This is a genomic window from Mesorhizobium sp. J8, assembly GCF_016591715.1.
In the GTDB taxonomy this organism is placed as follows: Bacteria; Pseudomonadota; Alphaproteobacteria; order Rhizobiales; family Rhizobiaceae; genus Mesorhizobium.
Genome location: NZ_AP024109.1, coordinates 3488773 through 3514900, shown reverse-complemented (window position 1 = coordinate 3514900; position 26128 = coordinate 3488773). Strand labels below are relative to the sequence as shown.

Below are 26128 nucleotides of genomic sequence, written 5' to 3'. Positions count from 1 at the left end.
GTTTCAGTAGAGCGTTCTGGCGAGTTTCTCGGCGGCGCGGTCAAGGCTGCCGGCGTCGCCGCGTCCGACCACCGCATAGGCGACCTCGCCGATCTGGAAATAGGCCGATGAGATGTCGTCGGTGGGCGCGAGCGTCGGCTTCACGACATCGAACGTGCCCGGCCTGATGGCGAACAGCGAGACAAGGCCGAGGTCCTTGGTCTCGACCGCCACTTCGACGCTCGGCCCGAATTGCGAGGGATAGACCTGGACGTCGCGGATCTTCCAGTCGTCGGGCAGCGACGGCATGACGATCGCCGTGGCGGCGCGGATCTCGTCGGCGTCATAGCCCGGCGCCTCTTTCTGCGACGGCATCGTCTCGCGCACCAGGGTGGTGCGGTGCGCGCGGACCGCATCCTCGACATAGGCCGGCGGCTGCGTCGAGGCGACCACCTTGGTGACCGCGATCGGCCCGAAAATGCCATTGGCCAGCCAGCCCGCCGCGACCAGCACGGCCGCGGCCGCCGCGCGCTGCAGCACGGCAAGGATACGCCCCCTGGCAAGCGCCCTCTCCAGCCGCCGCGCCGCTTCGGTCGTGGCCGGCCGCGCCATGCCGACGGGTCCGGCAAGCGCGACACGCAGTTCGTCGCGCGTCCTCAAATCGGACATCACGCGCGCCGCCGCTTCCGGGCGCGCGGCAAGGTGCGCTTCGACCTCAATGCGGCGGGCGACATCCAGTTGGTCGTCGACATAGGCGTCGAGATCGGCATCGGTTACGGGGTCGACAATGGCGGTCATTGATCGTCTCCCACGATCCTGAGGTGAGTCCGGGTTTTCGGCGCTGCGCCCTCCTCCATTTCGCGCAGCGCAGCACGCGCGCGGCCGATGCGCGACATCAGCGTTCCGAGCGGCACGCCGATGACCTCGGCCGCCTGCTGATAGGAGAGCCCTTCGATCGCAACGAGATGGAGCGCGGAGCGCTGTTCCTCCGGCAGCGAAAGAAAGGCCTCCCGGACCTGCGACAGGCGCACCGAATGGTCCTGCGAGGCCGGCACGCTTTGGTCGGCGACAAGGCCGGCCTGTTCGATGCGCGCCGCTTCGGAGCGGCGCGAGCGCACGCGGTCGATGAAGATGTTGTGCACGATCGCCAGCAGCCAGGCGCGCAGATTGCCGCTTGACCGAAAGGTCGCGCGCCGCTCATAGGCGCGCACCAGCGCGTCATGGACGAGATCCTCCGCATCGGCGCTGTCGCGCGTCAGCGAGCGCGCGTAACGCCGCAGCGACCCCAATTGCCCGACAATATCGAAGCGTACCATCGACCCTTTCATGCCCTGTTTACGGAGCATGTGGGGATTTTAATCCGCTGCCCGGCGATTTCTTTTGCCTATTGCTGGCACCGAGGAAACCGCTGGCGCGGCGCGATCGATTTCAGTATCACTCCGCCGCCATTGGAGCCCTATCGATGTTCGAAACCCTGCAGCCAGCGCCCGCCGACAAGATCCTTGCCCTGATCGGCCTCTATCGCAACGACCCGCGGCCCGGCAAAGTCGACCTCGGCGTCGGCGTCTACAAAGATGTCGACGGCAGGACGCCGGTGATGCGCGCCGTGCGCGAGGCAGAGAAGCGGCTGCTGGCGAGCCAGGATACCAAGACCTATCTCGGCCTTGCCGGCGACACCGGATTCAACGCCGCCATGATCAATCTCACCTTTGGCGAGAAGGCCGACCATTCGCGCATTCGCGCGGCCCAGGCGCCGGGCGGATCGGGCGCACTCCGGCTGGTGGCCGAGCTTCTGCAGCGCACGCGCCCCGGCGCCACCGTCTGGCTGTCCGATCCGACTTGGCCGAACCATCCGCCGGTGATGCGCGCCGCAGGCCTCGAGGTTCGCAACTATCCCTATTTCGATGCCGCTTCCGGCGCCGTCCGCTTTGACGAGATGCTGGCGGCGCTCAGCACGGCCGACAGCGGCGATGTCGTGCTGCTGCATGGCTGCTGCCACAATCCAACCGGCGCCAATCTCGATGTCGCGCAATGGGCCAAGGTTGCCGACGTCCTCCTGGAGCGCGGGCTGCTGCCCTTCGTCGACATCGCCTATCAGGGGTTTGGCGAGGGTCTCGACGCCGACGCTGCCGGTCTGCGGCTGTTGGCCGGCAAGGTGCCGGAAATGGTCGTCGCCTCGAGTTGCTCGAAGAATTTCGCCGTCTATCGCGACCGCGTGGGCGCGGCGATGATCATGGCCAAGGACGGCGCCCAGGCCGACGTGGCGATGAGCCAGATGCTGGCGGCGGCACGCGCGCTTTATTCGATGCCGCCGGATCACGGCGCGGCAGCGGTGCGCATGGTGCTCGAAGACGCTGCCCTGAGAAAGGACTGGGAGACGGAACTCGAGGAGATGCGGCTGCGGATGTTCAGGCTTCGCGTCGCCTTTGCGGAGGCGCTGCGCCGGCAGTCCAACTCCGATCGCTTCGATTTCGTTGCCGACCATCGCGGCATGTTTTCGCGGCTCGGACTGACCGAGGCGCAAGTCGAACGCCTGCGCACCGAGCATGCCGTCTACATGGTTGGCGACAGCCGCATCAACGTCGCCGGCCTGCCGGAGGACGGCATAGATGATCTCGCCAAGGCGATCGTCTCGGTGCTCGACTAGAGAGTCCGCGCAACTGTGGACAATAGGCTTTTGCCAGCCGGCGGGATTGGTGGCCCGCCGCGCTGCGCGCTAGGGTTTGCAGGATGAAACCCTCAAAAGACATTTCCCGGCTGATCGAGATCATGGCGGCGCTCAGGGCGCCGAAGACCGGCTGCCCCTGGGATATCGAGCAGAATTTCTCGACAATCGCGCCCTACACGGTCGAGGAGGCCTATGAAGTGGCCGACGCGATCGCGCGCGGCGATTTCGACGACCTGCGCGAGGAACTGGGCGATCTGCTGCTGCAAGTCGTCTACCACGCGCAGATGGCCGAGGAGATCGGCGAGTTCGCTTTCGGTGATGTCGTCGAGGCTATCACCACCAAGATGATCCGCCGCCATCCACATGTCTTCGGCGACGAGAAGGCGCGTAGCGCCGGCATGGCCAAGGGCATGTGGGAGAAGATCAAAGCTGAGGAGAAGGCCGAGAAGCGCAGCGCCCGCATCGCACGCGGGCTCGATCCGGAGGATCACGGCAAAGGTTATCTCGACAGCGTGCCGGTGGCGCTCCCTGCCCTGACGCGCGCGCTGAAGCTGCAGGAGAAAGCAGCGCGTGTCGGCTTCGACTGGAGCGAGGCGGCACCGATCCTCGACAAGATCGAGGAAGAGATCGGTGAATTGCGCGAAGCGCTCGCCACGGGCGACGCCGCGCCCATCAAGGACGAGTTCGGGGACATGCTGTTTGCCGTCGTCAATCTCGGCCGCCACCTCAAGCTCGATTCGGAAGCGGCGCTCAGCGGCACGAACGAAAAATTCCGCTCGCGATTCCACTATGTCGAGCAGGCCCTGGCAGCTTCCGGCGGTTCGCTGGAGAAGGCGACGCTCGACGAGATGGAAGCGCTCTGGCAGCAGGCCAAAAGCGCCAAGTAAACAGCCGGTTAGCTGCCGTTCTTGCGATGCAGGCGGTTCTCGATTTCCTGCCGGGCGCTGTGCGTCGCCGTCAACGAGAGGGTGACGCTGCCGTCCTCATTGTCTGTGCGCGACACGACATCGCCGTTGCGGTAGAGCCAGTCGACCTGGCCGAGCTGGGCGGGGCTCAATGTCACGGTCATCGTTTCCAGCTCGCCCGACACGCGGGCCTCGATCAGCGCTTTCAGCGTGTCTATTCCCTCGCCGGTCACCGCAGATATGGCGATCGGCGGCGACTTGCCGCTTGCCCCTTCGGCAAGCAACCGCTCGCGATTGCCTTCGTCGAGCAGGTCGATCTTGTTCCAGACCTCGATCACGCGGTTCGTGTCGGCGGCGTCGACGCCGAGATCGCCAAGGATGCGTTCGACATCTTCTGCCTGGGCCGCCGTGTCGGGATCGGAGATGTCGCGCAGATGCAGCACCAGATCGGCCTCGACGACCTCCTCCAGCGTCGCTCGGAAGGCGGCAACCAGATGCGTCGGCAGGTCGGAGATAAAGCCCACCGTGTCCGACAGGATGATCGGCGTGCCGTGAGGCAGCCGCACGCGCCGCAAGGTGGGGTCGAGCGTCGCGAACAGCATGTCCTCGGCCAGTACCCCTGCCCCGGTCAGCCGGTTGAACAGCGTCGACTTGCCGGCATTGGTATAGCCGACGATCGCCACCACCGGAAACGGAACCTTCTTGCGCTTGGCGCGGTGCAGGTCGCGCGTGCGGCGCACCGTTTCCAGCTCGTGCTTCAGCTTGGTGATCTTGTCCTGCAGGATGCGGCGGTCGGATTCGATTTGGGTTTCGCCGGGGCCGCCGAGGAAGCCGGCGCCGCCGCGCTGCCGTTCGAGGTGGGTCCAGCTGCGCACCAGCCGGCCCTTCTGGTAGTTGAGATGCGCAAGCTCGACCTGAAGCGTGCCTTCCTTGGTGCGCGCCCGCTCGCCGAAGATCTCGAGGATCAGTCCGGTGCGGTCGAGCACCTTGGCGTTCAGTTCCTTTTCGAGATTGCGCTGCTGCACCGGCGTCAGCGGATGGTCGACGATGACCAACTCCGCCTTGCGCTCCTTCACGATGTCGGCGAATTCGGCCACCTTGCCGCTGCCGAGCAGCGTCGCCGGCCGCGGATCGGCGACCGTCACCACGGCCGTGTGAACCGGATTGAGATCGATGGCGCTGGCAAGTCCGACCGCCTCGTCGTGGCGGGCATCGGCCGAGCGTGTCAGACGCGGACGGTTGGTTTCCTCGTCGCCGCGCGGCTGGCGGGTAAGAACGGGCACAATGACAACGGCCCGGGTCGGATCCTTGGCTTCCGGCCCGAGTTGATGTCCTTGTTTTCCGCGAACGCTGCGGTCCGCGTCCTTCTCACGTGCCAATCAGGCGCCCTGGCTTTCCTCGCCATCGAACATCTGAACCGGCTGGCTCGGCATGATCGTGGAAATAGCGTGCTTGTAGACGAGCTGGGAGTGCCCGTCACGCCGCAACAACACACAAAAATTGTCGAACGAAGTGACGACGCCGGTCAGCTTCACGCCGTTGATGAGGAAGATGGTAAGTGGATTTTTGCTCTTGCGAACTGAATTCAGGAACAGGTCCTGAAGGTTTTGCGATCGTTCCGCCATTTTTCTTGTCTTTCGCCGATCCCCTTCGGTTTGCGGCCAATGCGCCAAATTACGCGGCACCTGTCAAGCGCGCAAACCCCCTCTTGCCGATACAAAGGCAAGCAGAACGAGATAGTTGAGGTTCATTCCAGTTGTGCGGTTATCAGGCTGGACTTTTTTCCGCAACGTCAAAAAAGGCCTGCCGCAACGAAAGTGTCATGGAACCGGGATGGCCATTTGCGATCGGCGCCCCGTCGATTTCGACCACCGGCATGGCGATTGTGGTCGCCGAGCTGATGAACGCCTCGCGCGCCGCCTTGGCTTCGGCGACCGAAAAACCGCGTTCCTCGATCTTGAGGCCGAGCTTGGCGGCGACATCGAAAAGCGTCGTGCGGGTGATGCCGCGCAGGATGCCGTGCTCGGCCGGCCGGGTCACCAGGACGCCGTCGCGGGTGACGATCCAGGCGTTTGACGAGCCGCCTTCCTTGACGTTGCCGTCGGTGTCGACGAACCAGGCTTCCTGAGCGCCTGCTTCCTTGGCCTTCTGTTTGGCAAGTACATTGGGCAAAAGGCCCGTGCTCTTGATGTCGACGCGGTCCCAGCGATTCTCCGGAACCGTGATGACCTTGATGCCGCTCTCCACTCGCTTGGCGTTCGCGGCCGGATCGGCCTTTCTGGCGGTTATGACCAGGGACGGTTTCGTGCCCGCCGGCGGGAAGACGAATTCGCGGCTGGCGACGCCGCGAGTGACCTGTACATAGACGAGGCCGTTGACCACGCCGTTGCGATTGACCACCTCGCGCAGCAGCAGCGGCAGCACGCCTTCCGAGACGGGCCAGGCGATCGAGAGTTCCTTCAGCGAGCGCTTGAGCCGGGCAAGATGGCGCGGCATGTCGACGATATGGCCGCGCGCCACTTCGCAGACCTCATAGACACCGTCGGCGAACTGGTAGCCACGGTCCTCGATATGGACGCTGGCTTGGGCATGGGCGACATAGCGCCCGTTGACATAGGCAATGCGCGGCATGGGCATCCCTCAGGAAAAACGTCCGGCTTTCTTAGGCGATTCCGCCGCAGTCGTAACAGACAATCGGCTGAGCCAGGCTGGTCCTACACTCCCAGCGACTTCAGCTTGCGGTGGAGCGCCGAGCGCTCCATGCCGATGAATTCGGCCGTCTTCGAGATGTTGCCGCCGAAGCGGTTGATCTGGGCGATCAGGTAATCCTTCTCGAACTGCTCGCGGGCCTCGCGCAGCGGCAGCGCCATGATGTGCTGGTCCGACTGGTTGGGCGTGCGTGGCATGACGTCGCCGATCTCGGAGGGCAGAAGGTCGGCGGTGATCGGGGCATCGGGATTTTCCCCTCGCGCCAGGATCATCAGCCGTTCGACATTGTTGCGCAGCTGGCGAACATTGCCCGGCCAGTTATGCGCCTGCAGCACGGCCAGCGCATCGTCGCCGATGCGGCGCGGCTTGATGCCGGCTTGGCGCGCGATCTGCTTCATGAAATTGTCGACGAGGTAGGGGATGTCCTCGCGACGTTCGGCGAGCCCCGGCACCATGACTGGAACCACCGCCAGGCGATGGTAAAGGTCCTCGCGGAAGCGTCCGTCGGCGATCATCGCCTCGAGGTTCTGCGAGGTGGAGGAGATGATGCGGACATCGACCTTGACGCGCTTGGTGCCGCCTACCCGCTCGAACTGCTGCTCGACCAGCACGCGCAGGATCTTGTTCTGCGTCTCGCGCGGCATGTCGGCCACTTCATCGATGTAGAGAATGCCGCGATGCGCCTCTTCCAGCGCGCCGACCTTGCGCTCGGTGCCGTTCGATTCGGTGCCGAACAGCTCGATCTCCATGCGCTCGGGCGTGATGGTGGCCGCGCTCAGCGTGACGAAGGGGCCGGCCTTGCGCGACGACAGCGCGTGGATGGCGCGCGCCGTCAGTTCCTTGCCGGAACCGGACGGGCCGACGATCATGACGCGGCTGTTGGTGGGGGCGACGCGCTCGATGGTCTGCCGCAGCTGGCTCATGGCCGACGACATCCCGATCAGGTCGAAGGTCTCGCCGCTGCGCTGCTTGAGGTCCGAGACCTCGCGCCGAAGCTTGGAGGTCTCCAGGGCGCGCTCGGCGATCAGGATCAGCCGGTCGGCCTTGAACGGCTTCTCGATGAAGTCGTAGGCGCCGCGCCGGATGGCCGACACCGCCGTTTCGATGTTGCCGTGGCCAGAGATCATCACCACCGGCATGTTCGGATGCATGGTCTTGATCTCGTCGAGCAGCGCCAGGCCATCAAGGCGCGAGCCCTGCAGCCAGATGTCGAGGAAAATCAGCCGCGGCGCGCGATCGGCGATCGCCGCAAGCGCGCTGTCGGCGTCATGCGCCGTACGGGTTTCATGACCCTCGTCGCTCAGGATACCGGCGACAAGTTCGCGGATGTCTTCCTCGTCATCGACGATGAGAATGTCAGACGCCATTATCGACCTTTTCAGTTTCTCGTTCGTGTTCGTTTCGGCCTTCACCGCGTGGCGGCGCGGCTACGACCGTCGCCGGCGGCAGGATGATCGAGATCATCGCGCCCCGGCCGCCATGGAAATCCTCTGGCGCGTCGTGCAATTCGAGACGGCCGCCATGGTCCTCCACGATCTTCTTGACGATAGCGAGGCCGAGACCGGTCCCCTTCTCGCGCGTCGTCATATAGGGCTCGAGAAGCCGTTGGCGATTCTCCCGCGGCAGCCCCTTGCCGTTGTCGATAACGTCGATTCGTATGGCGCCATCTTGGCGTCCGGCCTGAATCCGGATTGTGCCGTCCGAACGGTCGTCGGCATCAAGTCCGTCGATCGCCTCGGCCGCGTTCTTGATGACGTTGCCGAAGGCCTGCGCCATCAGGCGGCTGTCGAAAGTGCCTTTCAACGGTTCGCTGCCGAAGTCGCGTTCGAAGGCGATGTCGGAGCGGCTGACCTCGACCAGGAAGGACGCCTCGCGCAACGACTCACGCAGGTCTATCGCCTTCATCTCCGGCTTCGGCATGCGGGCAAAGGCCGAGAACTCGTCGACCATGCGGCCGATGTCCTCGACCTGGCGGATGATGGTATCGGTGCACTGGTCGAAGACCTCGCGGTCCTCGGTGATGACCTTGCCGTAGCGGCGCCTGATGCGCTCGGCCGAGAGCTGGATCGGCGTCAGCGGATTCTTGATCTCATGCGCGATGCGCCGCGCCACGTCCGCCCAGGCCGACGAACGCTGCGCCTGGACTAGATCGGTGATGTCGTCGACGGTGACCACATAGGATTTCTCCTCCTCGCCGTCGTCGCCGGCCTCGACCGTGACCTGGACATTGAAGGTGCGCTCCAGGCCGGCACGGAAGAAGGTCACCTGCTCGCGATAGACCGGCTTCCCGGACTGCCGCCCGATCTCGAAGACGCGGCCGACAAGTGGCAGGACCGTCGAAAGGTTCTGGCCGAGCGTCGCATTTGCTGAAATTGCCAGCATGGTCTCGGCCGAGCGATTGACGATGGTGATGATGCCGTAAGGGTCGACGCCGATGACACCGGCGGTGACGCCGGCGAGCACTGCCTCGGAGAAACGCCGGCGCTCGTCGATCAGATCCTTGGCCGACAGCAGCTCGTTGCGTTGCGATTTGAGCTCTAGGATCATGTTGTTGAACGTCTCGCCGAGCGAGGCGACGTCGCCATCCGACTGGCGCACGGGAACGGCAACGTCGAGATTGCCGGTCGCCACCTCGTCGGCGGCGCCGATCAGCTGGCGGATCGGCCGCACAAGCCGGTCGGCGACCGCAATGCCGGTCCAGATCGCCGAGAGCGTGATGATCAGCGTGAGCGACAGATAAGGCAGCGCGAAGGCGACCTGCGAGGTCCGGCGATTGTCTTCCAGATTGCGGTATTCGTCGGTGTTGGACCTGACGATCTGGCGCGCCTTGATCACGTCGGGATCGACCAGACGGATCGTATAGAGGTACAGCCCTTCAAGCTCGCGCAGCTTGATGATGGCGCCCATGATGTTGCGGGTGCGCGGCTCGATCAGCACCGGCTTGCCGTCGGACGCGGTGTCGACAGCGCCCGCGGGCGGCTCCGGCATCGGAAAATCGGCATCGGTCTTGGCGTTCATGACGAACGAACCGTCCGGCTTGATCAGGGCCGCATGCGCCAGTCCGCGCCCGACTGCCTCCTTGTTCAACAGGTCGAGGAAACCGCCCTTGTCGAGGCCGTAGAGCGTGCGCGAGGCGTCGAGATCATATGCCATCGACAATGTCGTGCCCTGCAGGTTGCGCGCGTTTTCCTGCACATAGGCGTCGGCAATCGACAGCGACGAGTTGACGATCGTCTTGGTGCGGATTTCGAACCAGCGGTCGAGGCCGATGTCGAGCGTGATCGATGCGATGATCGCCACCATGATGGCCGGAATGGCGGCGACCAGCGCGAACATGGCGACGATGCGCACATGCAGCCGGGAGGCTGCCCTGCCGTGGCGCCGCGCCAGGACGATGCGGCGCACCTCGCGGGCGATCAGGGCAATGAGGAACAGGACGAAGACGGCATTGGCCGCGACCAGGGCCCAGGTCGCGTCGGCAGTCGGCGCGATCGGGGTTGCGCCGACCAGGATCGCAAAGGAGATGGCCGCCGTGATCATCGCGCCAGCAATCGCGACCACGCCGGGCAGAGCCAGCAACCGTCGCCCGTCACGCGTGCCGGTCTGGTTGAAAAGCGGTTGGTTCAGGGTCGGAGCCTCAGCGGCCATGTCGCGGTACAGAGTCGGTCATCGCGTTGGATGTATGCAACGCATTGTGGCGATTATGCAACAAGTGTGGCCGGGAAGATAATCTTTCCCGGCAAAATCCACCGAAAGGACGAAGTGACGCTACGGCTGCCTGGACGACTTGTAGACGTTGACGCCAAGCTCGCGGATCTTCTTGCGCAGGGTGTTGCGGTTGAGCCCCAGAAGCTCCGCGGCCTTGATCTGGTTGCCGCGCGTCGCCGTCATCGAAGCCAGCACCAGCGGATATTCGACCTCGGCGAGAATGCGCTGGTAGAGCCCGGCCGGCGGCAATTCGCCGGCGAAGGAGGCGAAATAACGCTGCAGGAAATGCTCGACCGCCTGGCCGATCGACAGATCGTCGGGGATAAGCGCGCCGCCGTCCGGCACGACCGGCCGTTCGCCGGTCTTGAGCTCGGACTCGATGATCTCCGACGAAATCTCGTCCTGCGAGTAGAGCGCGGCCAGCCGGCGCACCAGGTTTTCCAGTTCGCGCACATTGCCCGGCCACGGGTACCGCTTCATGAGCTCGATGCCGCCGGACGATATGCGCTTGGTCTGCAGGCCCTCGCTGGCGCCTTGCTTGAAGAAATGCCGGACCAGGTCGGGAATGTCCTCGGAACGCTCGCGCAGCGCCGGCAGCCTGAGCGGCACGACGTTGAGACGGTAGAACAAATCCTCGCGGAACAAGCCCTGGTTGATCAGCGTGCGCAGGTCCTTGTTGGTGGCCGCGACGATGCGCACGTCGGTCTTGATCGGCGTGCGGCCGCCGACGGTGGTGTATTCGCCCTGCTGCAGCACACGCAGCAGCCGGGTCTGCGCCTCCATCGGCATGTCGCCGATCTCGTCGAGGAACAGCGTGCCGCCCTCGGCCTGCTCGAAGCGGCCGCTGGAGCGGTTCTGCGCGCCGGTGAAGGCGCCCTTCTCGTGGCCGAACAGTTCCGATTCGATGAGGTCGCGCGGAATCGCCGCCATGTTGATGGCCACGAACGGGCCGCCGCGACGGCGGCCATATTCATGCAGCGCGCGCGCCACGAGTTCCTTGCCGGTGCCGGACTCGCCGCTGATCATCACCGTGAGGTCGGTCTGCATCATGCGCGCCAGCATGCGGTAGATGTCCTGCATGGCGGCGGAGCGGCCGACCAGCGGCATCGTCTCGGGCTGGTCCTCCGGGCGGGCGTCGAGCTTCGGCCGCTTCGGCTCGGCCAGCGCCCGGTTGACGATGTTGAGCAGCTCGGTGAGGTCGAAAGGCTTCGGCAGATATTCGTAGGCGCCGGTCTCGGAGGCGCGGATGGCGGTCATGAACGTGTTCTGGGCGCTCATGACGATGACCGGCAGCTCCGGCCGGGCCTTCTTGATGCGCGGCAGCATGTCGAAGGCGTTCTCGTCCGGCATCACCACGTCGGTGATGACCAGATCGCCCTCGCCCGCCGCCACCCAGCGCCACAGCGTCGAGGCATTAGAGGTCACGCGCACCTCGTGGCCGACACGTGACAGCGCCTGGTTGAGCACGGTGCGGATCGCCGCGTCGTCGTCAGCGACCAGGATATTGCCGCGAGCGCTCATTTGCGGTCTCCTTCAGCTTCGTCGCCCGAGCCTTGCGACGTCTCTTTCCAGGCCGGCATCAGGACGCGGAAAGTGGTGCCGCGAGGAGTCGAATCGCATTCGATGATGCCGCCATGCTCGCCGACGATCTTGGCGACCAGCGCCAGCCCGAGGCCGGAGCCGTTCGGCTTGGTGGTGATGAACGGATCGAACAGGATTGGCAGGATGTCCTCGGAAACGCCGGGACCGTTGTCGTGGACGCAGAATTCCAGCGGCAGCGAGACTCGGTCCTGCGTGCCGGGCACGGAAACGCGGATGCCTGGACGGAAGGCCGTCGACAGCACGATCTCGCCCTGCGGGTCGGCGCCGATCGCCTCGGCGGCGTTCTTCACCAGGTTGAGAAAGACCTGGATCAACTGGTCGCGGTTGGCGAAGACCGGAGGCAACGATGGATCATATTCCTCCAAGATCTTGATCCGCCTTGCAAAACCATTCTTGGCAATCGCCTTCACATGATCCAGCACAACGTGGATGTTGACCGGATAACGCTCGATCGGCCGCTCGTCGGAAAACACCTCCATGCGGTCGACCAGCGAGACGATGCGGTCGGTCTCGTCGGTGATCAGGCGGGTGAGCGCGCGGTCCTCGTCGGATGCGGAAAGCTCGAGCAGCTGGGCGGCGCCGCGGATGCCGGAGAGCGGGTTCTTGATCTCATGCGCGAGCATGGCGGCAAGGCCGGTGACGGAGCGCGCAGCGCCCCGATGCGTCATCTGGCGGTCGATCTTGTCGGCCATCGACCGTTCCTGGAACATCACGACGACCGAGCCCGGAAACTCCGGCACCGGCGCGACATAGAGATCGACCATCTTCTCGATGCCGAGCCGGGGCGACGACACGTCGACGCGGTATTCATTGACCGGCGCGCGGCGCTCGCGCACCTGGTCGACCAGCGTCAGCAACGGGCTGCCGAAGGGCACCAGCTTGGAGAGCGTATTGCGGGCAAGCATATTCGCGCTGGAGCGGAAGAAGTCCTCGGCATCCGCATTGGCAAAAGTGATGAAGCCGTCGGGGTCGACCATGATGACCGGGCGGCGGATGGTGTTGAGCACGATGTTGGCGGCATCCGCCATGTCGGCTGGCTGTGGAACATCGGCCTTCATGCCGCGCTCCGCAGGCTAACCGAGGGCGTGTGGTCCGCGAACGCGCGGCGCAGCTCGGCGACGACGTCGCGTGGCTCGAAGGATGTCAGAATGCGTTTGCGCTGCTCGGCGCAAACATCGGGCGCATGGCGATCGAGGTACCAGCCGAGATGCTTGCGCGCCTGGCGCAGCCCGCTTTCAATACCGTAGAGCGAGAGCATGTCCTCGTAATGCGAGACGACGTAATCGGTTAACTCTTGCGGCGTCAGCGGGATGCCTTGTCTGCCTGCACCGGCCGCTGCCGTTGCAATGCCGCCCGCGACCCAGGGCGCGCCATAATGCGCGCGGCCGATCATCACCGCGTCGGCGCCTGACTGTTCGAGGATTGCCGCCGCCTCTTCCGGTGAGCCGACATCGCCATTGGCCACCACGGGAATCGAGACCGCTTGCTTGACGCGCGCGATGGCGCGCCAGTCGGCCTTGCCCTGATAGAACTGGCAGCGCGTGCGGCCGTGCACGGTCACCATGCTGACGCCGGTCTGCTCGGCCCGGCGCGCGAGCATCGGCGCGTTGAGCGCGCTTTCGTCCCAGCCGAGCCGCATCTTGACCGTCACCGGCACCGACACGGCGCCGACCACCGCCTCGATCAGCGACAGCGCGTGGTCGAGATCGCGCATCAGCGCTGAGCCGGCATAGCCGCCGGTCACCTTCTTCGCCGGGCAGCCCATGTTGATGTCGATGATGTCGGCGCCCTCGCCCGCCGCTATACGCGCGCCCTCGCCCATGTGGGCGGCCTCGCGACCGGCCAACTGCACCATATGCACCGGCAGGCCGGAATGGCGGATGCGCAGGTCGCAGCCGGCCCTGCCTTTGGCCAGCTCGCCGCTCGCCACCATTTCCGACACGACAAGGCCGGCGCCATGCGCATGAGCACGCTGGCGGAAAGGCTCGTCGGTGATGCCAGACATCGGCGCGAGGAAAACCCGATTGCGGATTCTCACGCCGCCGACATCGAGTGGCGATGCCAATGTGGTCAGTTCAGCCATGCACAAAAACCAAGCATGTTCGATCGTTGCACATTCTCTAGCCAGAACTATTGCATTGTGCAACGCGCAATGACGTCACATTAAGGCGCATTTTGGAAAATGCTGGCCTTCGGCCGAGAGCGCGACTAGGACCGATCCGAATGAGCGAGGCAAGCGAAAAGCAAGCGGCGTCCCCAGGCGGCGGGATCGGGGTGGTGATCGTCGCCGCCGGCCGTGGCGCGCGCGCCGGACAGGCCGACGGTCCGAAGCAGTATCAGCGCATCGGCGGCCGCGCCGTCATCGCGCACACGCTGGATATCTTCCTCTCCCATCCGATGATCGGCCCGGTGGTCGTGGCCATCCATGCCGACGACGCCGAGCTCTTCCAACGCGCGGCCGAGGCGCATGGCGACCGCCTTGTCGCGGTGATCGGCGGCCCTTCGCGTCAGGCATCCGTCCGGCTCGGCCTCCTGGCGCTGAGGGAGCAGGCACCGGCAAAGGTGCTGGTGCATGATGCCGTGCGTCCGTTCGTCGACGCCGGGCTGATCGACCGCACGATCGAAGCCATCGGCGAGCGCCAGGGCGCGCTGCCGGCGCTGCCCGTCGCCGATACGCTGAAGCGGGAATCGGCCACCGGCATGATCGACGAGACGGTGTCGAGGGCCGGCCTGCATGCCGCGCAGACACCGCAGGGTTTTCCGTTCTGGCCGTTGCTCGCCGCGCATGAGAAGGCGCATCGTCTGGGCAAGACGGAGTTCACCGACGATGCGGCGATCGCCGAATGGGCGCAGATACCGGTCAGGATCGTTCCCGGATCGCCGGACAACGTCAAACTCACCTGGGCAAGGGACATCGCATTGGCCGACCAGCGGCTCTCCAGCGCGCAGCAGCGCTTCCCGGATATTCGCACCGGCAATGGCTACGACGTGCATGCGTTCGAGCCCGGCGACCATGTGACGCTCTGCGGCGTCGCCATTCCCCATGAACGAAAGCTCTCCGGCCATTCGGACGCCGATGTCGGGCTTCACGCGCTGACCGACGCGCTGCTTGCCACCTGCGGCGCCGGCGACATCGGCACGCATTTCCCGCCATCCGACCCGCAATGGAAGGGGGCGGCCTCGAAGATATTCGTCGAGCATGCGGCCAAGCTGGTGCGCGAGCGCGGTGGCCGCATCGCCAATGCCGACATCACGCTGATCTGTGAGGCGCCGCGCGTGGGGCCGCATCGCGCGGCGATGACGGCGGCGCTTTCGGCCATGCTCGGCATTGCGCCTGAGCGCATTTCGATCAAGGCCACGACCAATGAGAAGCTCGGCTTTGTCGGGCGCGGCGAAGGCATCGCCGCGATCGCCACGGCGAGCGTCGTCTATCCGGGTGAGGTGCCGGCATGAGCAACGCTGAACTTGCAAACGCCCTGCTCCAGGCCTGCCAGCAACGCGGCATTATGCTGGCGACGGCCGAGAGCTGCACCGGCGGCTTGATCATTGCCGCGCTGACCGACATCGCCGGCTCCTCCGCCGTGGTCGATCGCGGCTTCATCACCTATTCCAACGAGGCGAAGATGGAGATGCTCGGCGTTTCCGCCGCCACGCTCGAGGCGCATGGCGCGGTCTCGCGCGAGACGGTGCTGGAGATGGCGGCAGGCGCGCTGGCGCATTCGCAAGCCAGCCTTTCGCTCGCCGTCACCGGCATTGCCGGCCCCAGCGGCGGCTCGGCGGACAAGCCGGTCGGTCTCGTCTGGTTCGGAATTGCTTTGAGCGGGCAGCCTGTCGTCGCCGAACAGCAATTGTTCGGCCAAAAGGGCCGCGAATTCATCCGGCACGAGACGGTGCGGCACGCGCTGCAGCTCGGGTTGCGGGCGCTTGGCGAAAGTTAGGCCGGCTTCGCGCCGTAGATGACGTCGGCGCGTTTTTCGAAAGCTTCCGAGAACATGCGGAAGGCGCGGTCGAACATCGTGCCCATCAGAGCGCCGAGAATGCGGCTCTTGAATTCGTAGTCGATGAAGAAATGCACTTCGCAGCCGCCGTCGGCGGGATCGAAACGCCAGATGTTGCTGAGATATTTGAACGGGCCGTCGATATATTTGACATCGATGGCGCTCTCGTCGGGCTTGAGCAGCACCTGTGTCGTGAAGGTCTCGCGGATCGCCTTGTAGCCGATGCTCATGTCGGCAACCAGGATGGTGCGGCCATCGCGCTCCTTGCGCGAGCGCACGGTGAGCGATTCACAGAGCGGCAGGAATTGCGGGTAGGCCTCGATGTCCGCAACCAGCGCGAACATCTCCTGCGGTGTATGCGCGACGCGGCGTGTCGCCTCGAATTTCGGCATTGAAGGTCAGCTGGCCTTCGCGAGCTGCGCCTCGCGCGCCGCGCGCAGCCTGGCGAAATCCTCGCCGGCATGGTGCGAGGAGCGTGTCAGCGGGCTCGACGCCACCAGGAGGAAACCCTTGGTCTTGCCGATGGTCTCGTAGGACTTGAATTCGTCCGGCGGGATGAAACGGATCACCGGATGGTGCTTCTTCGAAGGCTGCAGATACTGGCCGATGGTCATGAAGTCGACATTGGCCGAGCGCAGATCGTCCATCAATTGCAGCACTTCGTTCCGCTCCTCGCCGAGGCCGACCATGATGCCGGATTTGGTAAAGATCGACGGATCGAGTTCTTTCACGCGCTGCAGCAGGCGAATCGAGTGGAAGTAACGCGCGCCGGGACGAACCGTCAGGTAGTTCGACGGCACGGTTTCGAGATTGTGGTTGAAGACGTCGGGCTTGGCCGCAACGACGATTTCCAGCGCGCCGTCCTTGCGCAGGAAGTCGGGCGTCAGGATCTCGATCGTCGTCGAAGGGGCTTCCGCGCGGATGGCGTGGATGACGTCGGCGAAATGCTGCGCGCCGCCGTCGGCCAGATCGTCGCGGTCGACAGAGGTGATGACGACGTGGCTGAGGCCCATTTGTTTCACGGCGTGCGCCACCCTGGCGGGCTCATCCGGATCGAGCGCGGTCGGGATACCGGTCGCGACATTGCAGAAGGCGCAGGCGCGCGTGCAGATCTCGCCCATGATCATGAAGGTGGCGTGCTTCTTGTCCCAGCATTCGCCGATATTCGGGCAACCGGCCTCCTCGCACACCGTCACCAGCTTGTGCGACTTCACGATCTCGCGCGTTTCGGCATAGCCCTTGGAAACCGGCGCCTTGACGCGGATCCAGTCGGGCTTGCGCAGCACTTCCTGATCGGGCCGGTGCGCCTTCTCGGGATGCCGCGGGCGCGGCCGGTTGGCGATCGTGTCTACGACTGTGACCATCTCAAATCCTTCGCAGCCACGATTTCGGCGGCCGCCTGTCCTTCGTCATCTAGGACTTTTCGAGGCAAAGAAAAAGGCCGCGGCGGCGCATGCCGCCACGGCCTTTTTCGCATAGCGGCATTGGTTCAGCGACGCATTCGCGCGCCTTACCGACGAACAAGCCGCCCCACGAAGATCAGCAGGCAGGCGCCGATGAAGCCGGTGATCAGATAGGCGACCCAGCCGACGCCGAAAGACTGGATGTTGAGGGCCTGCAGGATCGCATTCAGCACCACCGCGCCGACGATGCCCATGATAATGTTCATGAAGATGCCGGTATTGCTCTTCATGACCATTTCGGCGAACCAGCCCGCCAGACCGCCGACGATGATGGCCGTGATCCAGCCGACGCCATTCATATGCATGTGCCAATTCCTCCTCGATCAGGTGAAAATGCATCCGGATAGGAACTGCCTTGCCGTCAGCTTTCTCCGGCTGCCGCGTGTGAGTCTCGCCCGACCAACTTAGCACGGATTGGCCAACTGTCGCCGACCGGCGATTTATCACCGATTGATGATCCATCACCGACTGGTGGCTTGTCATGCGTTCAAAGCGCGGCCATAGGCGTCGAGCACGCTCTCCTTCATCATCTCCGACAGCGTCGGATGCGGGAAGATGGTGTGCATCAGTTCTTCCTCGGTGGTCTCCAGGTTCATTGCAACGACAAAACCCTGAATGAGCTCGGTCACCTCGGCGCCGACCATATGCGCGCCGAGAAGCTGACCGGTCTTCTTGTCGAAGATGGTCTTGACGAAGCCCTGGTCCTCGCCGAGCGCGATCGCCTTGCCGTTGGCGCTGAAGGGGAAGCGGCCGACGCGGATGTCCTTGCCCTCGGCCTTGGCCTTTGCTTCCGTCAGGCCGACGGACGCGACCTGCGGGCTGCAATAAGTGCAGCCGGGGATCTTCAGCTTGTCGATGGCGTGCACGCCCGGGAAATTGGCTATCTTTTCGATGCAGACCACGCCCTCATGCTCGGCCTTGTGGGCGAGCATCGGTGGGCCGGCGACATCGCCGATGGCATAGATGCCGGGCACATTGGTCTTGCCGTAGCCGTCGACGACGACACAGCCGCGGTCCGTCTTCACGCCGAGCGCTTCCAGGCCAAGATTTTCAATGTTGCCCTGCACCCCGACCGCCGAAATCATGCGATCGGCGCTGATCTTCTCGACCTTGCCGTCCTTCATCTCGACATGCGCGGTAACCGAATTGGCTGATTTCTCGACCTTGGTCACCTTGGCTTCGAGGATGATCTTCATCCCCTGTTTCTCGAACTGCTTCTGCGCGAATTTAGAGACCTCGGCATCCTCGACCGGCATGACCTGCGGCAGCAGCTCGACCACGGTCACGTCGGCGCCCATGGTGCGGTAGAAGGAGGCGAATTCGATGCCGATGGCGCCGGAACCCATGACCAGCAGCGATTTCGGCATTTCCTTCGGCACCATGGCCTCGAAATAGGTCCAGATCAGCTTGCCGTCCGGCTCGATGCCGGGCAACGCGCGCGGCCTGGCGCCGGTCGCCAGGATGACGTGCTTGGCGGTGTAGGTGCCCTCGCCCTTGACGCCTTTCGGAACCGGTGGCTGCGGCTCCGTCGCCTTCTTGGCCGTCTTCGAAACGACAACTTCACCGGGCTTGGAAAGCTTCGCCTCGCCCCAGATGACGTCGACCTTGTTCTTCTTCATCAGGAAGCCGACGCCGTTGTTCAGCCTGAGCGACACTTTTCGCGAGCGGTCGACGACGGCGGCGGTATCGGGACTGACCTTGCCGCCTTCGAGCTTCAGGCCATAGTCCTTGAGGTGATCCGAATAATGCATGATCTCGGCCGAGCGCAGCAGCGCCTTGGTTGGGATGCAGCCCCAGTTGAGGCAGATGCCGCCCAGATGCTCGCGCTCGACGATCGCCGTCTTGAAGCCAAGCTGGGCTGAGCGCACCGCCGTGACATAGCCACCGGGGCCTGAGCCGATGATGATGACGTCGTAATTTTGATCAGACATTTTTCAAACCTTCAAGAAACGCAACGAGATATGACCCATCCATGCACCCCACAAGGCAGACGGCCACGAGATGCCCGGCAGCAACGCTCCTCCAAACACCATCAGTAGAGGTCTCTTTTCTTCACCTAGCATTGCCGAAATCCCATAAGCGACCGCGATCGCCATCGCGAGCAGGGTCCAAATGCCCGTCGACAAGAATCCCAAAGCGGCGCCTGACATACGTAGGCGTCCGCCGCGCCTTCTGTTCGAAAAGACATAGAGAAGGAAAGCCACGGGCGCGGGGATTAGCGGCCACAACCCCAAAGACAACCCTGCTCCCAGCCCCCGCCAAACAACATGAGCGCCACGGCAAAGCCCGCCGTTAGCAAAGCGAACATCCCACAAGCTTTCAACCAGCCATCAACTGCTCGCCTGGTGTGGATGGGTTCGCTCGTCATCCCTAGAGTTCCAGCATGACGCGCACGAGCGGCGCCAGCGCCTGGCCGATCCGCCGCGTGTTCTCGGCATCGAGATGGACGCCGTCGAGCGGCGTGGTGACGGCGACCGTGCCGGCATCGAAGAAGCCGCAGCCGGCCTCGTCGGCGAGCGCCGAATATTGCGGCGCCAGACGCTTCGAGGCGTCGTCGCCGCCGGCGAACATTTCCTTGAACTCGGCATTGTCGGTGCGCGTCACCGCCGGCGGCGCGACGATGAGGATTTGCGGCGCAGGCCAGTCGAACGGATAGTCATGGCCGCGCACGATGTCGATCAGCCGCTGGATGCCCTGCTTGGCGGCGACCGGGTTGCCGTGGATCCAGGGCTTCATGTCGTTGGCGCCGAGCATGAAGATGACGAGATCGATCGGCGCATGGCTGGTCAGGACGGTCGGCAGGATGCGGGCGCCGTTGCGGTCGGCGCCGGCCAGATGGTCGTCAAAGGCCGTGGTGCGGCCGTTCAGTCCTTCGGCGATAACCTCGACACCCTCGCCCAGTGCAGCTCCGAGCACGCTCGGCCAGCGATCTTCGAGCGCATGGCGGCCGAGGCTGGCGGCGTCATAGCCCCAGGTCAGCGAGTCGCCGTAGCAGAGAATTGTCTTCATGCGGTTGCCCCACCCTTGCCGAAACCCGGCTGCGAGCGCCTGGCGCTCCGACATGCGAAGAACTCGTCTTCAGGGTCGAAAGTGATCAAGGTAAAAAGGCCGGTGAAGAATTTCCGCACCGCCTTTTCCTTCCTAGACCAGCATGCCCATCGGGTTTTCGATCATGCGCTTGAAGGCGCCGAGCAGTTCCGCGCCGAGCGCGCCGTCGACGGCACGATGGTCGGTCGACAGCGTCACCGACATCATGGTCGCTATCTTGATCTCGCCCTTCTTCACCACAGCCCGCTCCTCGCCCGCGCCGACCGCAAGGATCGTCGCATGCGGCGGGTTGATGACGGCGGCAAAGTCCTTGATGCCGAACATGCCGAGATTCGACACCGCCGTCGTGCCGCCCTGATATTCTTCCGGCTTCAGCTTGCGGCTCCTGGCGCGGCTGGCAAGGTCCTTCATCTCGTTGGAGATCACCGACAGCGTCTTTTCATCCGCATGCCGGATGATGGGCGTGATCAGGCCGCCGGGGATCGACACGGCAACGCCGACATCGGCATGCTTGTGCTTGACCATGGCGTTCTCGGTCCAGGACGCATTGGCATCCGGCACCGCCATCAGCGCCATGGCCATCGCCTTGATGACCATGTCGTTGACAGAGAGCTTGTAGGCCGGAACCTCGCCCTTGTCGGTCTTGCGCATCGGGGCCGCGGCATTGAGCTGCGTGCGCAGCGCAAGCAGCGCATCGAGCTCGCAGTCCAGCGTCAGATAGAAATGCGGGATCGTGCTCTTCGCCTCGACCAGCCGGCGCGCGATGGTCTTGCGCATGTTGTCGTGCGGCACAAGCTCGTAGGAGCCTTCGGTAAACAGCTTCAGCACCTGATCGTCCGACATCGGCTTCGGCGCGGGCGCCGGAGCGGATGGGGCGCCGGCGGGCGCCTTCGCAGCCGGCGCGGCCTTGGCGCCGCCGGAGGCGATCGCCGCCTCGACGTCGACCTTCACCACGCGGCCATGCGGGCCGGAGCCGGTCAGCGCCGTCACGTCGACGCCGGCATCCTTGGCGATGCGGCGGGCCAGCGGCGATGCAAAGACCCGATCACCGGCGGCGTGTCCGTTGGCGGCGGGAGCGGGCTCGGCCTTGGCCGGTGCGGGCGCCGGGGCCGCCGCTTTCGGAGCCTCCTTGGTCGCTTCGGCCTTCGGAGCGTCCGCTTTTGGCGCTTCGGCCTTGGGCGCGGTGCTGCCACCGCTCTTGGCCGCAGCGGCAGCGTCCTCACCCTCGCCGGCCAGGATTGCGATCAGCGCGTTGACCTTGACACCTTCGGTGCCGGCCGGAACCACCAGCTTGGCGACCGTACCTTCATCGACGGCTTCGACTTCCATCGTCGCCTTGTCGGTCTCGATCTCGGCGATCACATCGCCCGGCGAAACCTTGTCGCCTTCCTTGACCAGCCACTTGGCAAGATTGCCCTCTTCCATGGTTGGAGAGAGCGCCGGCATGGTGATGTTGATTGGCATGATGTCCTCCCGACCGGCTCAGCGATAGGTGACGGCTTTGACCGCCTCGACGACCTCGCCGACATTGGGTAAAGCCAGCTTTTCCAGATTCGCCGCGTAAGGCATCGGCACGTCCTTGCCGGCGATGGTGATCACCGGGGCGTCGAGGAAGTCGAAGGCGCGCTGCGAAACCTGGTTGGCGATGTGATCGCCGACCGAGTTTTGCGGGAAGCCCTCTTCCACCACCACGAGACGGTTGGTCTTCTTCACCGAGGCGATGATCGTGTCGAAGTCGAGCGGCCGGATCGTTCTCAAATCGATGATTTCGGCATCGATGCCCATGCCGCGCAATTCGGCCTCCGCCTTGACCGCATAGGTCATGCCGATGCCGAAGGAGACGAGCGTGACGTCCTTGCCCTGCTTGTGGATGCGTGCCTTGCCGATCGGCAACACGAAATCGTCGAGCTTCGGCACCTCGAAGGAATGGCCGTAGAGGATCTCGTTCTCGAGGAAGATGACCGGGTTCGGGTCCCGGATCGCCGCCTTGAGCAGGCCCTTGGCGTCGGCGGCCGTGTAGGGCATCACCACCTTCAGGCCGGGGATGTGGCTGTACCAGGCGGCATAGCACTGCGAGTGCTGGGCGGCGACGCGGGCGGCGGCGCCGTTCGGGCCACGGAAGACGATCGGCGCTCCCATCTGGCCGCCGGACATATAGAGCGTCTTGGCGGCGGAGTTGATGATCTGGTCGATCGCCTGCATGGCGAAGTTGAAGGTCATGAACTCGACGATCGGCTTTAGGCCCGCCATCGCGGCACCCACGCCGACGCCGGCAAAGCCGTGCTCGGTGATGGGCGTGTCGACGACGCGGCGCGGCCCGAATTCCTGCAGCAGGCCCTGCGTGATCTTGTAGGCGCCCTGGTACTCAGCGACCTCCTCGCCCATGACGAAGACATCGCCGTCGCGGCGCATTTCCTCGGCCATGGCGTCGCGGAGCGCCTCGCGTACCGTGGTGGAGACCATCTCGGTGCCGGCGGGAATATCCGGGTCGGCGGCAATCTCAGCCTTGGGCGCGGCGGCGAGAGGAGCGGAAGCCTCGCTCTTGGCGGCAGCAGGCGCCGGCGCAGGCGCGGCTTCAGCCCTGGCAGGTTCTTCTTCACCGATGCCTTCGCCGGCCTTGTCGACATCCTCACCGTCGACCGCCAGCACGGCGATGACGGCGTTGACCTTGACGCCTTCGGTGCCGGCGGGAACCACGATCTTGGCGAGCGTGCCTTCGTCGACCGCCTCGACCTCCATCGTCGCCTTGTCGGTCTCTATCTCGGCGATCACGTCACCGGCGACGACCTTGTCGCCTTCGTTCTTCAACCATTTGGAAAGATTGCCCTCTTCCATCGTCGGCGAGAGCGCGGGCATGAGAATTTCGATCGGCATGTCCTTGCCCTCCCGTTAGAGTACGATATCGGTCCAGAGCTCGGACGGATCCGGCTCGGCGTCGTTCTGGGCGAATTCGGCGGCGTCGGCGACGATGTCGCGGACCTCCTTGTCGACGGCCTTGAGCTCGTCCTCGCTTGCCCACTTCTTGTCGAGCAATCGCGCCCTGACCTGCTCGATCGGGTCGTGCTCGGAGCGCATCTTCTGCACTTCCTCCTTGGAGCGGTATTTCGCCGGGTCGGACATCGAGTGGCCGCGATAGCGGTAGGTCTGCATCTCTAGGATCAGCGGGCCGTTGCCGGCGCGGCACCATTCGGTGGCGAGATCGGCCGCCGACTTCACGGCGCGGACATCCATGCCATCAACCTGGATGCCGGGGATCTTGAAGGAGGCGCCGCGATGCGAGAAGTCGGTCTCGGCCGACGAGCGCGACACGGACGTGCCCATGGCGTAGCGGTTGTTCTCGATGATGTAGATCACCGGCAGCTTCCACAGCGAGGCCATGTTGAAGCTTTCATAGACCTGGCCCTGGTTGGCCGCGCCGTCGCCAAAATAGGTCAGCGAGACGTTCTTGTTGTCGCGGTAGCGGTTGGCGAAGGCGAGACCGGTGCCGAGCGACACCTGGGCGCCGACGATGCCATGGCCGCCATAGAAATGCTTCTCCTTGGAGAACATGTGCATGGAGCCGCCCTTGCCCTTCGACAGGCCGCCGCGGCGCCCTGTGAGCTCGGCCATGACGCCGCGCGGCGACAGGTCCATCGCCAGCATGTGGCCGTGGTCGCGATAGGCGGTGATCATCTGGTCGCCTTCGACCAGCGCCATCTTCATGCCGGTGACGACGGCCTCCTGGCCGATATAGAGGTGGCAGAAGCCGCCGATGAAGCCCATGCCATAGAGCTGGCCGGCTTTCTCCTCGAAGCGGCGGATCAGGAGCATGTGCCGGTAGGCGGAAAGCTCTTCTTCCTTGGTGAAATCAGCGGGCTTGGGCGCTGACAGGTTGTGCTGTTTGTCGGATCTGGATTTGGCTGGCGCTTTTTTGGCGGCGGTGGCCATGCGTCACTCCCTGTTGGCGTCTCTTTGCGGACATTCAGGGAGATCGATCGCCTCCCCACCGATTTGTGGAAGGCTAACACGCAAGGATGCATTGCGCCATGCTGAAAAATGCATGGCTGGCATGCATCTAAGCGATTAGAATCATTGCAAATAAAGACGATTAACCGAATTTCGGTTATTTCGCCGGTGAGGGCAACATGATGGTGATTTCGTCGGGCTGCGATAGATTGAGCGCCTTTCGGGCCTGCTCGTCAAGCATATCCTTCTCCAGCGTGCCTTCATGCATCAGCTGGACACGGCGCTCGAAGTCGATCCGGCGCGCCTTCACGGCATCGAGCTCGGCCTGCAGTTCGACCGCCCGGGCCTCGAGCCGGTATTTGGAATAGATGCCGAATTCGCCGTGATAGGCATGGAAGCCGAAATAGGCCAGGAAGAGCACGCAGAGCGAGGGAATGATCAGCCTGCCGGTGTTTCTCTGCTTGTGCTGACGTGTCCACATAACCCGAACCCTCGCGGCCGCGAACGCAAGCGGCCATGAGTCGTATTTCGCCTGATTGTGCTTAATGGACGGTTACGGGCGACGTGTGGCGGGGTTGCCGGAAACGAAAAAGGGCGGGAACGGCCCGCCCTTTGAGAATCGTCAGAATAGGCTGGATCAGCCCTTGATCACCAACTTGCCGGCGTAACGCGCCTGCTTGCCGAGCTCTTCCTCGATGCGGATAAGCTGGTTGTACTTGGCCATGCGGTCGGAGCGCGACAAGGAACCGGTCTTGATCTGTCCGCAATTGGTGGCGACGGCGAGGTCGGCGATGGTCGAATCCTCGGTCTCGCCCGAGCGGTGCGACATGACGGCGGTGTAGCCGGCCTTGTGCGCGGTCTCGACCGCGTCGAGCGTCTCGGTCAGCGAGCCGATCTGGTTGACCTTGACCAGGATCGAATTGGCGACGCCCATGCGGATGCCGTCGCGCAGCCGAGCCGTGTTGGTGACGAAGAGGTCGTCGCCGACGAGCTGGATCTTCTTGCCGATCAGGTCGGTCAGGATCTTCCAGCCCTCCCAATCGTCCTCGGCAAGGCCGTCCTCGATGGTGACGATCGGATAGTCGGCAGCCAGCTTGGCGAGGTATTTGGCCTGCGCCTTGGGGTCACGGGTCTTCTTCTCGCCCTCATAGACATAGTTGCCGTCCTTGAAGAACTCGGTCGCCGCGCAGTCGAGGCCGAGCGCGACATCCTCGCCCGGCTTGAAGCCGGCCTTCTCGATCGATTCCATGATGAAATCGAGCGCCGCCGGCGCGCTCTTCAGGTTGGGAGCAAAACCGCCCTCGTCGCCGACATTGGTGTTGTGGCCGGCGTCCTTGAGTTTCTTGCGAAGCGTGTGGAATATCTCCGAACCCCAGCGCACGCCATCGCGCAGCGTCGGCGCACCGACGGGCAGGATCATGAATTCCTGGAAATCGATCGGATTGTCGGCATGGGCACCGCCATTGATGATGTTCATCATCGGCACCGGCAGGATGTGCGCCTTGGTGCCGCCGACATAGCGGTAGAGCGGCAGGCCGGCGGCTTCGGCCGCGGCCTTGGCGACCGCCAGCGATACGCCGAGGATCGCGTTGGCGCCGAGGCGGCTCTTGTTGGGCGTGCCGTCGAGCTCGATCATCGTCTGGTCGATATGGATCTGGTTCTCGGCCTCCATGCCGCCGATCGCCTCGAACAGCTCGCCGTTCACGGCCTCGACCGCGCGCTGGACGCCCTTGCCGAGATACCGCGGCCCGCCGTCGCGCAATTCGACCGCCTCATGCGCGCCGGTCGATGCGCCGGACGGCACGGCGGCGCGGCCCATCGAGCCGTCCTCCAGCACCACGTCGACCTCGACGGTCGGATTGCCACGGCTGTCCAGGATTTCACGCCCGACAATGTCGATGATGGCGGTCATTTGCGATGTCCCCGATTGATCGATTGAAGCGTCGCGCCCCTCTTAGCCAAAGCGGCGCAAAAGGCAATCAGCGGCGCCGCAATTATTGCCGCGGGCCGGATTCACGAAGCGCAAATTTCCGTCATCATAAGTCATGCGCGCCACGTGGCCTTCTCGTCTATGGTCGCGTTCGCGCGGGGCGAAACAGGAGG

The 26128-nt window shown here is 64.2% G+C and carries 24 protein-coding genes; 4 read left to right on the top strand and 20 right to left on the bottom strand.

The features are described 5' to 3' along the window. Positions 1–3: 3 nt before the first annotated feature. On the bottom strand, positions 4–777 hold the full coding sequence (locus MJ8_RS16870) for an anti-sigma factor family protein (protein ID WP_201409976.1): 774 nt from the start codon (positions 775–777) through the stop codon (positions 4–6). Next, entirely contained in the window at positions 774–1295 is a 522-nt protein-coding gene (locus MJ8_RS16865; RefSeq protein WP_263649051.1) for a sigma-70 family RNA polymerase sigma factor, read from the bottom strand. Before MJ8_RS16865 ends, MJ8_RS16870 begins: the two co-directional genes overlap by 4 nt. A gap of 146 nt (positions 1296–1441) precedes the next feature. Between MJ8_RS16865 and MJ8_RS16860 the strand changes: the two genes are divergently transcribed. Next, entirely contained in the window at positions 1442–2626 is a 1185-nt protein-coding gene (locus MJ8_RS16860; protein ID WP_201409974.1) for an aromatic amino acid transaminase, read from the top strand. Between the two features lie 83 nt (positions 2627–2709). After that, positions 2710–3534: a nucleoside triphosphate pyrophosphohydrolase gene (gene mazG, locus MJ8_RS16855; RefSeq protein WP_201409973.1), complete on the top strand. Its 825-nt coding sequence runs from the start codon at positions 2710–2712 to the stop codon at positions 3532–3534. Positions 3535–3542: 8 nt separating this feature from the next. On the opposite strand, the gene hflX is transcribed toward mazG, so the two are convergent. The 8 genes from hflX to dusB all read right to left on the bottom strand — a co-directional run bounded on the left by hflX (position 3543) and on the right by dusB (position 13654). Continuing rightward, a complete protein-coding gene (gene hflX / locus MJ8_RS16850) occupies positions 3543–4931 on the bottom strand; it encodes a GTPase HflX (protein ID WP_201409972.1) in 1389 nt (462 codons plus the stop codon). Beyond that, a complete protein-coding gene (gene hfq / locus MJ8_RS16845) occupies positions 4932–5177 on the bottom strand; it encodes an RNA chaperone Hfq (protein WP_006202172.1) in 246 nt (81 codons plus the stop codon). Between the two features lie 142 nt (positions 5178–5319). Further along, positions 5320–6183 carry a D-amino-acid transaminase gene (locus MJ8_RS16840; protein WP_201409971.1) on the bottom strand — a complete coding sequence of 288 codons (864 nt, stop codon included), beginning with the start codon at positions 6181–6183 and terminating at the stop codon, positions 5320–5322. A gap of 83 nt (positions 6184–6266) precedes the next feature. Continuing rightward, on the bottom strand, positions 6267–7628 hold the full coding sequence (locus tag MJ8_RS16835; protein WP_042642304.1) for a sigma-54-dependent transcriptional regulator: 1362 nt from the start codon (positions 7626–7628) through the stop codon (positions 6267–6269). Continuing rightward, positions 7618–9909, bottom strand: a complete 2292-nt coding sequence (locus tag MJ8_RS16830) for a sensor histidine kinase NtrY-like (RefSeq protein WP_201409970.1) — start codon at positions 9907–9909, stop codon at positions 7618–7620. The genes MJ8_RS16835 and MJ8_RS16830 overlap by 11 nt, the downstream gene beginning before the upstream one ends. A 120-nt stretch (positions 9910–10029) precedes the next feature. Further along, the gene (ntrC, locus tag MJ8_RS16825) at positions 10030–11490 is read right to left on the bottom strand and encodes a nitrogen regulation protein NR(I) (protein ID WP_201409969.1); all 1461 of its coding nucleotides are present in this window, start codon (positions 11488–11490) and stop codon (positions 10030–10032) included. Continuing rightward, complete coding sequence (locus tag MJ8_RS16820) at positions 11487–12629, bottom strand: two-component system sensor histidine kinase NtrB (protein WP_201409968.1); 1143 nt, start codon at positions 12627–12629, stop codon at positions 11487–11489. Before MJ8_RS16820 ends, ntrC begins: the two co-directional genes overlap by 4 nt. Beyond that, complete coding sequence (dusB, locus tag MJ8_RS16815; protein ID WP_201409967.1) at positions 12626–13654, bottom strand: tRNA dihydrouridine synthase DusB; 1029 nt, start codon at positions 13652–13654, stop codon at positions 12626–12628. Before dusB ends, MJ8_RS16820 begins: the two co-directional genes overlap by 4 nt. Before the next feature lie 140 nt (positions 13655–13794). Here dusB and MJ8_RS16810 point away from each other — a divergent pair, with 140 nt between their 5' ends. Beyond that, positions 13795–15024: a bifunctional 2-C-methyl-D-erythritol 4-phosphate cytidylyltransferase/2-C-methyl-D-erythritol 2,4-cyclodiphosphate synthase gene (locus MJ8_RS16810; protein ID WP_201409966.1), complete on the top strand. Its 1230-nt coding sequence runs from the start codon at positions 13795–13797 to the stop codon at positions 15022–15024. Continuing rightward, complete coding sequence (locus tag MJ8_RS16805) at positions 15021–15509, top strand: CinA family protein (protein ID WP_201409965.1); 489 nt, start codon at positions 15021–15023, stop codon at positions 15507–15509. The genes MJ8_RS16810 and MJ8_RS16805 overlap by 4 nt, the downstream gene beginning before the upstream one ends. Here MJ8_RS16805 and MJ8_RS16800 read toward each other — a convergent pair. The 10 genes from MJ8_RS16800 to eno all read right to left on the bottom strand — a co-directional run bounded on the left by MJ8_RS16800 (position 15506) and on the right by eno (position 25937). Further along, complete coding sequence (locus MJ8_RS16800; protein ID WP_201409964.1) at positions 15506–15961, bottom strand: type II toxin-antitoxin system RatA family toxin; 456 nt, start codon at positions 15959–15961, stop codon at positions 15506–15508. The two genes, MJ8_RS16805 and MJ8_RS16800, sit on opposite strands and share 4 nt — an antisense overlap. A 6-nt stretch (positions 15962–15967) precedes the next feature. Then, positions 15968–16933 carry a lipoyl synthase gene (gene lipA / locus MJ8_RS16795; RefSeq protein WP_073986878.1) on the bottom strand — a complete coding sequence of 322 codons (966 nt, stop codon included), beginning with the start codon at positions 16931–16933 and terminating at the stop codon, positions 15968–15970. A gap of 146 nt (positions 16934–17079) precedes the next feature. Beyond that, positions 17080–17337 (bottom strand): GlsB/YeaQ/YmgE family stress response membrane protein, encoded by a 258-nt coding sequence (locus tag MJ8_RS16790; RefSeq protein WP_040982931.1) that lies wholly within the window; start codon positions 17335–17337, stop codon positions 17080–17082. Positions 17338–17511: 174 nt separating this feature from the next. Next, positions 17512–18963, bottom strand: a complete 1452-nt coding sequence (gene lpdA, locus MJ8_RS16785; RefSeq protein WP_201409963.1) for a dihydrolipoyl dehydrogenase — start codon at positions 18961–18963, stop codon at positions 17512–17514. Between the two features lie 439 nt (positions 18964–19402). Beyond that, complete coding sequence (locus MJ8_RS16780; protein ID WP_201415465.1) at positions 19403–20041, bottom strand: SGNH/GDSL hydrolase family protein; 639 nt, start codon at positions 20039–20041, stop codon at positions 19403–19405. Between the two features lie 132 nt (positions 20042–20173). Further along, positions 20174–21544 carry a pyruvate dehydrogenase complex dihydrolipoamide acetyltransferase gene (locus MJ8_RS16775; RefSeq protein WP_201409962.1) on the bottom strand — a complete coding sequence of 457 codons (1371 nt, stop codon included), beginning with the start codon at positions 21542–21544 and terminating at the stop codon, positions 20174–20176. Positions 21545–21562: 18 nt separating this feature from the next. Beyond that, entirely contained in the window at positions 21563–22954 is a 1392-nt protein-coding gene (locus MJ8_RS16770) for a pyruvate dehydrogenase complex E1 component subunit beta (protein WP_201409961.1), read from the bottom strand. Positions 22955–22969: 15 nt separating this feature from the next. Further along, complete coding sequence (gene pdhA, locus MJ8_RS16765; RefSeq protein ID WP_201409960.1) at positions 22970–24007, bottom strand: pyruvate dehydrogenase (acetyl-transferring) E1 component subunit alpha; 1038 nt, start codon at positions 24005–24007, stop codon at positions 22970–22972. 175 nt (positions 24008–24182) lie between these two features. Then, on the bottom strand, positions 24183–24506 hold the full coding sequence (locus MJ8_RS16760; RefSeq protein WP_201409959.1) for an FtsB family cell division protein: 324 nt from the start codon (positions 24504–24506) through the stop codon (positions 24183–24185). Between the two features lie 156 nt (positions 24507–24662). Continuing rightward, positions 24663–25937, bottom strand: coding sequence for a phosphopyruvate hydratase (gene eno / locus MJ8_RS16755; protein ID WP_201409958.1), 1275 nt, complete (start codon positions 25935–25937; stop codon positions 24663–24665). Positions 25938–26128 lie beyond the last annotated feature (191 nt).

What these genes read in the sequence shown, in the direction of transcription:
- dusB (WP_201409967.1), bottom strand. Translation starts at nt 13,654, where the DNA reads ATGGCTGAACTGACCACATTGGCATCGCCACTCGATGTCGGCGGCGTG.
- MJ8_RS16770 (WP_201409961.1), bottom strand. Translation starts at nt 22,954, where the DNA reads ATGCCGATCGAAATTCTCATGCCCGCGCTCTCGCCGACGATGGAAGAG.
- MJ8_RS16780 (WP_201415465.1), bottom strand. Translation starts at nt 20,041, where the DNA reads ATGAAGACAATTCTCTGCTACGGCGACTCGCTGACCTGGGGCTATGAC.
- MJ8_RS16805 (WP_201409965.1), top strand. Translation starts at nt 15,021, where the DNA reads ATGAGCAACGCTGAACTTGCAAACGCCCTGCTCCAGGCCTGCCAGCAA.
- eno (WP_201409958.1), bottom strand. Translation starts at nt 25,937, where the DNA reads ATGACCGCCATCATCGACATTGTCGGGCGTGAAATCCTGGACAGCCGT.
- MJ8_RS16790 (WP_040982931.1), bottom strand. Translation starts at nt 17,337, where the DNA reads ATGCATATGAATGGCGTCGGCTGGATCACGGCCATCATCGTCGGCGGT.
- ntrC (WP_201409969.1), bottom strand. Translation starts at nt 11,490, where the DNA reads ATGAGCGCTCGCGGCAATATCCTGGTCGCTGACGACGACGCGGCGATC.
- MJ8_RS16775 (WP_201409962.1), bottom strand. Translation starts at nt 21,544, where the DNA reads ATGCCAATCAACATCACCATGCCGGCGCTCTCTCCAACCATGGAAGAG.
- MJ8_RS16830 (WP_201409970.1), bottom strand. Translation starts at nt 9,909, where the DNA reads ATGGCCGCTGAGGCTCCGACCCTGAACCAACCGCTTTTCAACCAGACC.
- lpdA (WP_201409963.1), bottom strand. Translation starts at nt 18,963, where the DNA reads ATGTCTGATCAAAATTACGACGTCATCATCATCGGCTCAGGCCCCGGT.
- mazG (WP_201409973.1), top strand. Translation starts at nt 2,710, where the DNA reads ATGAAACCCTCAAAAGACATTTCCCGGCTGATCGAGATCATGGCGGCG.
- MJ8_RS16860 (WP_201409974.1), top strand. Translation starts at nt 1,442, where the DNA reads ATGTTCGAAACCCTGCAGCCAGCGCCCGCCGACAAGATCCTTGCCCTG.
- MJ8_RS16865 (WP_263649051.1), bottom strand. Translation starts at nt 1,295, where the DNA reads ATGGTACGCTTCGATATTGTCGGGCAATTGGGGTCGCTGCGGCGTTAC.
- MJ8_RS16800 (WP_201409964.1), bottom strand. Translation starts at nt 15,961, where the DNA reads ATGCCGAAATTCGAGGCGACACGCCGCGTCGCGCATACACCGCAGGAG.
- MJ8_RS16810 (WP_201409966.1), top strand. Translation starts at nt 13,795, where the DNA reads ATGAGCGAGGCAAGCGAAAAGCAAGCGGCGTCCCCAGGCGGCGGGATC.
- hfq (WP_006202172.1), bottom strand. Translation starts at nt 5,177, where the DNA reads ATGGCGGAACGATCGCAAAACCTTCAGGACCTGTTCCTGAATTCAGTT.
- MJ8_RS16760 (WP_201409959.1), bottom strand. Translation starts at nt 24,506, where the DNA reads ATGTGGACACGTCAGCACAAGCAGAGAAACACCGGCAGGCTGATCATT.
- MJ8_RS16820 (WP_201409968.1), bottom strand. Translation starts at nt 12,629, where the DNA reads ATGAAGGCCGATGTTCCACAGCCAGCCGACATGGCGGATGCCGCCAAC.
- MJ8_RS16840 (WP_201409971.1), bottom strand. Translation starts at nt 6,183, where the DNA reads ATGCCGCGCATTGCCTATGTCAACGGGCGCTATGTCGCCCATGCCCAA.
- MJ8_RS16835 (WP_042642304.1), bottom strand. Translation starts at nt 7,628, where the DNA reads ATGGCGTCTGACATTCTCATCGTCGATGACGAGGAAGACATCCGCGAA.
- pdhA (WP_201409960.1), bottom strand. Translation starts at nt 24,007, where the DNA reads ATGGCCACCGCCGCCAAAAAAGCGCCAGCCAAATCCAGATCCGACAAA.
- lipA (WP_073986878.1), bottom strand. Translation starts at nt 16,933, where the DNA reads ATGGTCACAGTCGTAGACACGATCGCCAACCGGCCGCGCCCGCGGCAT.
- MJ8_RS16870 (WP_201409976.1), bottom strand. Translation starts at nt 777, where the DNA reads ATGACCGCCATTGTCGACCCCGTAACCGATGCCGATCTCGACGCCTAT.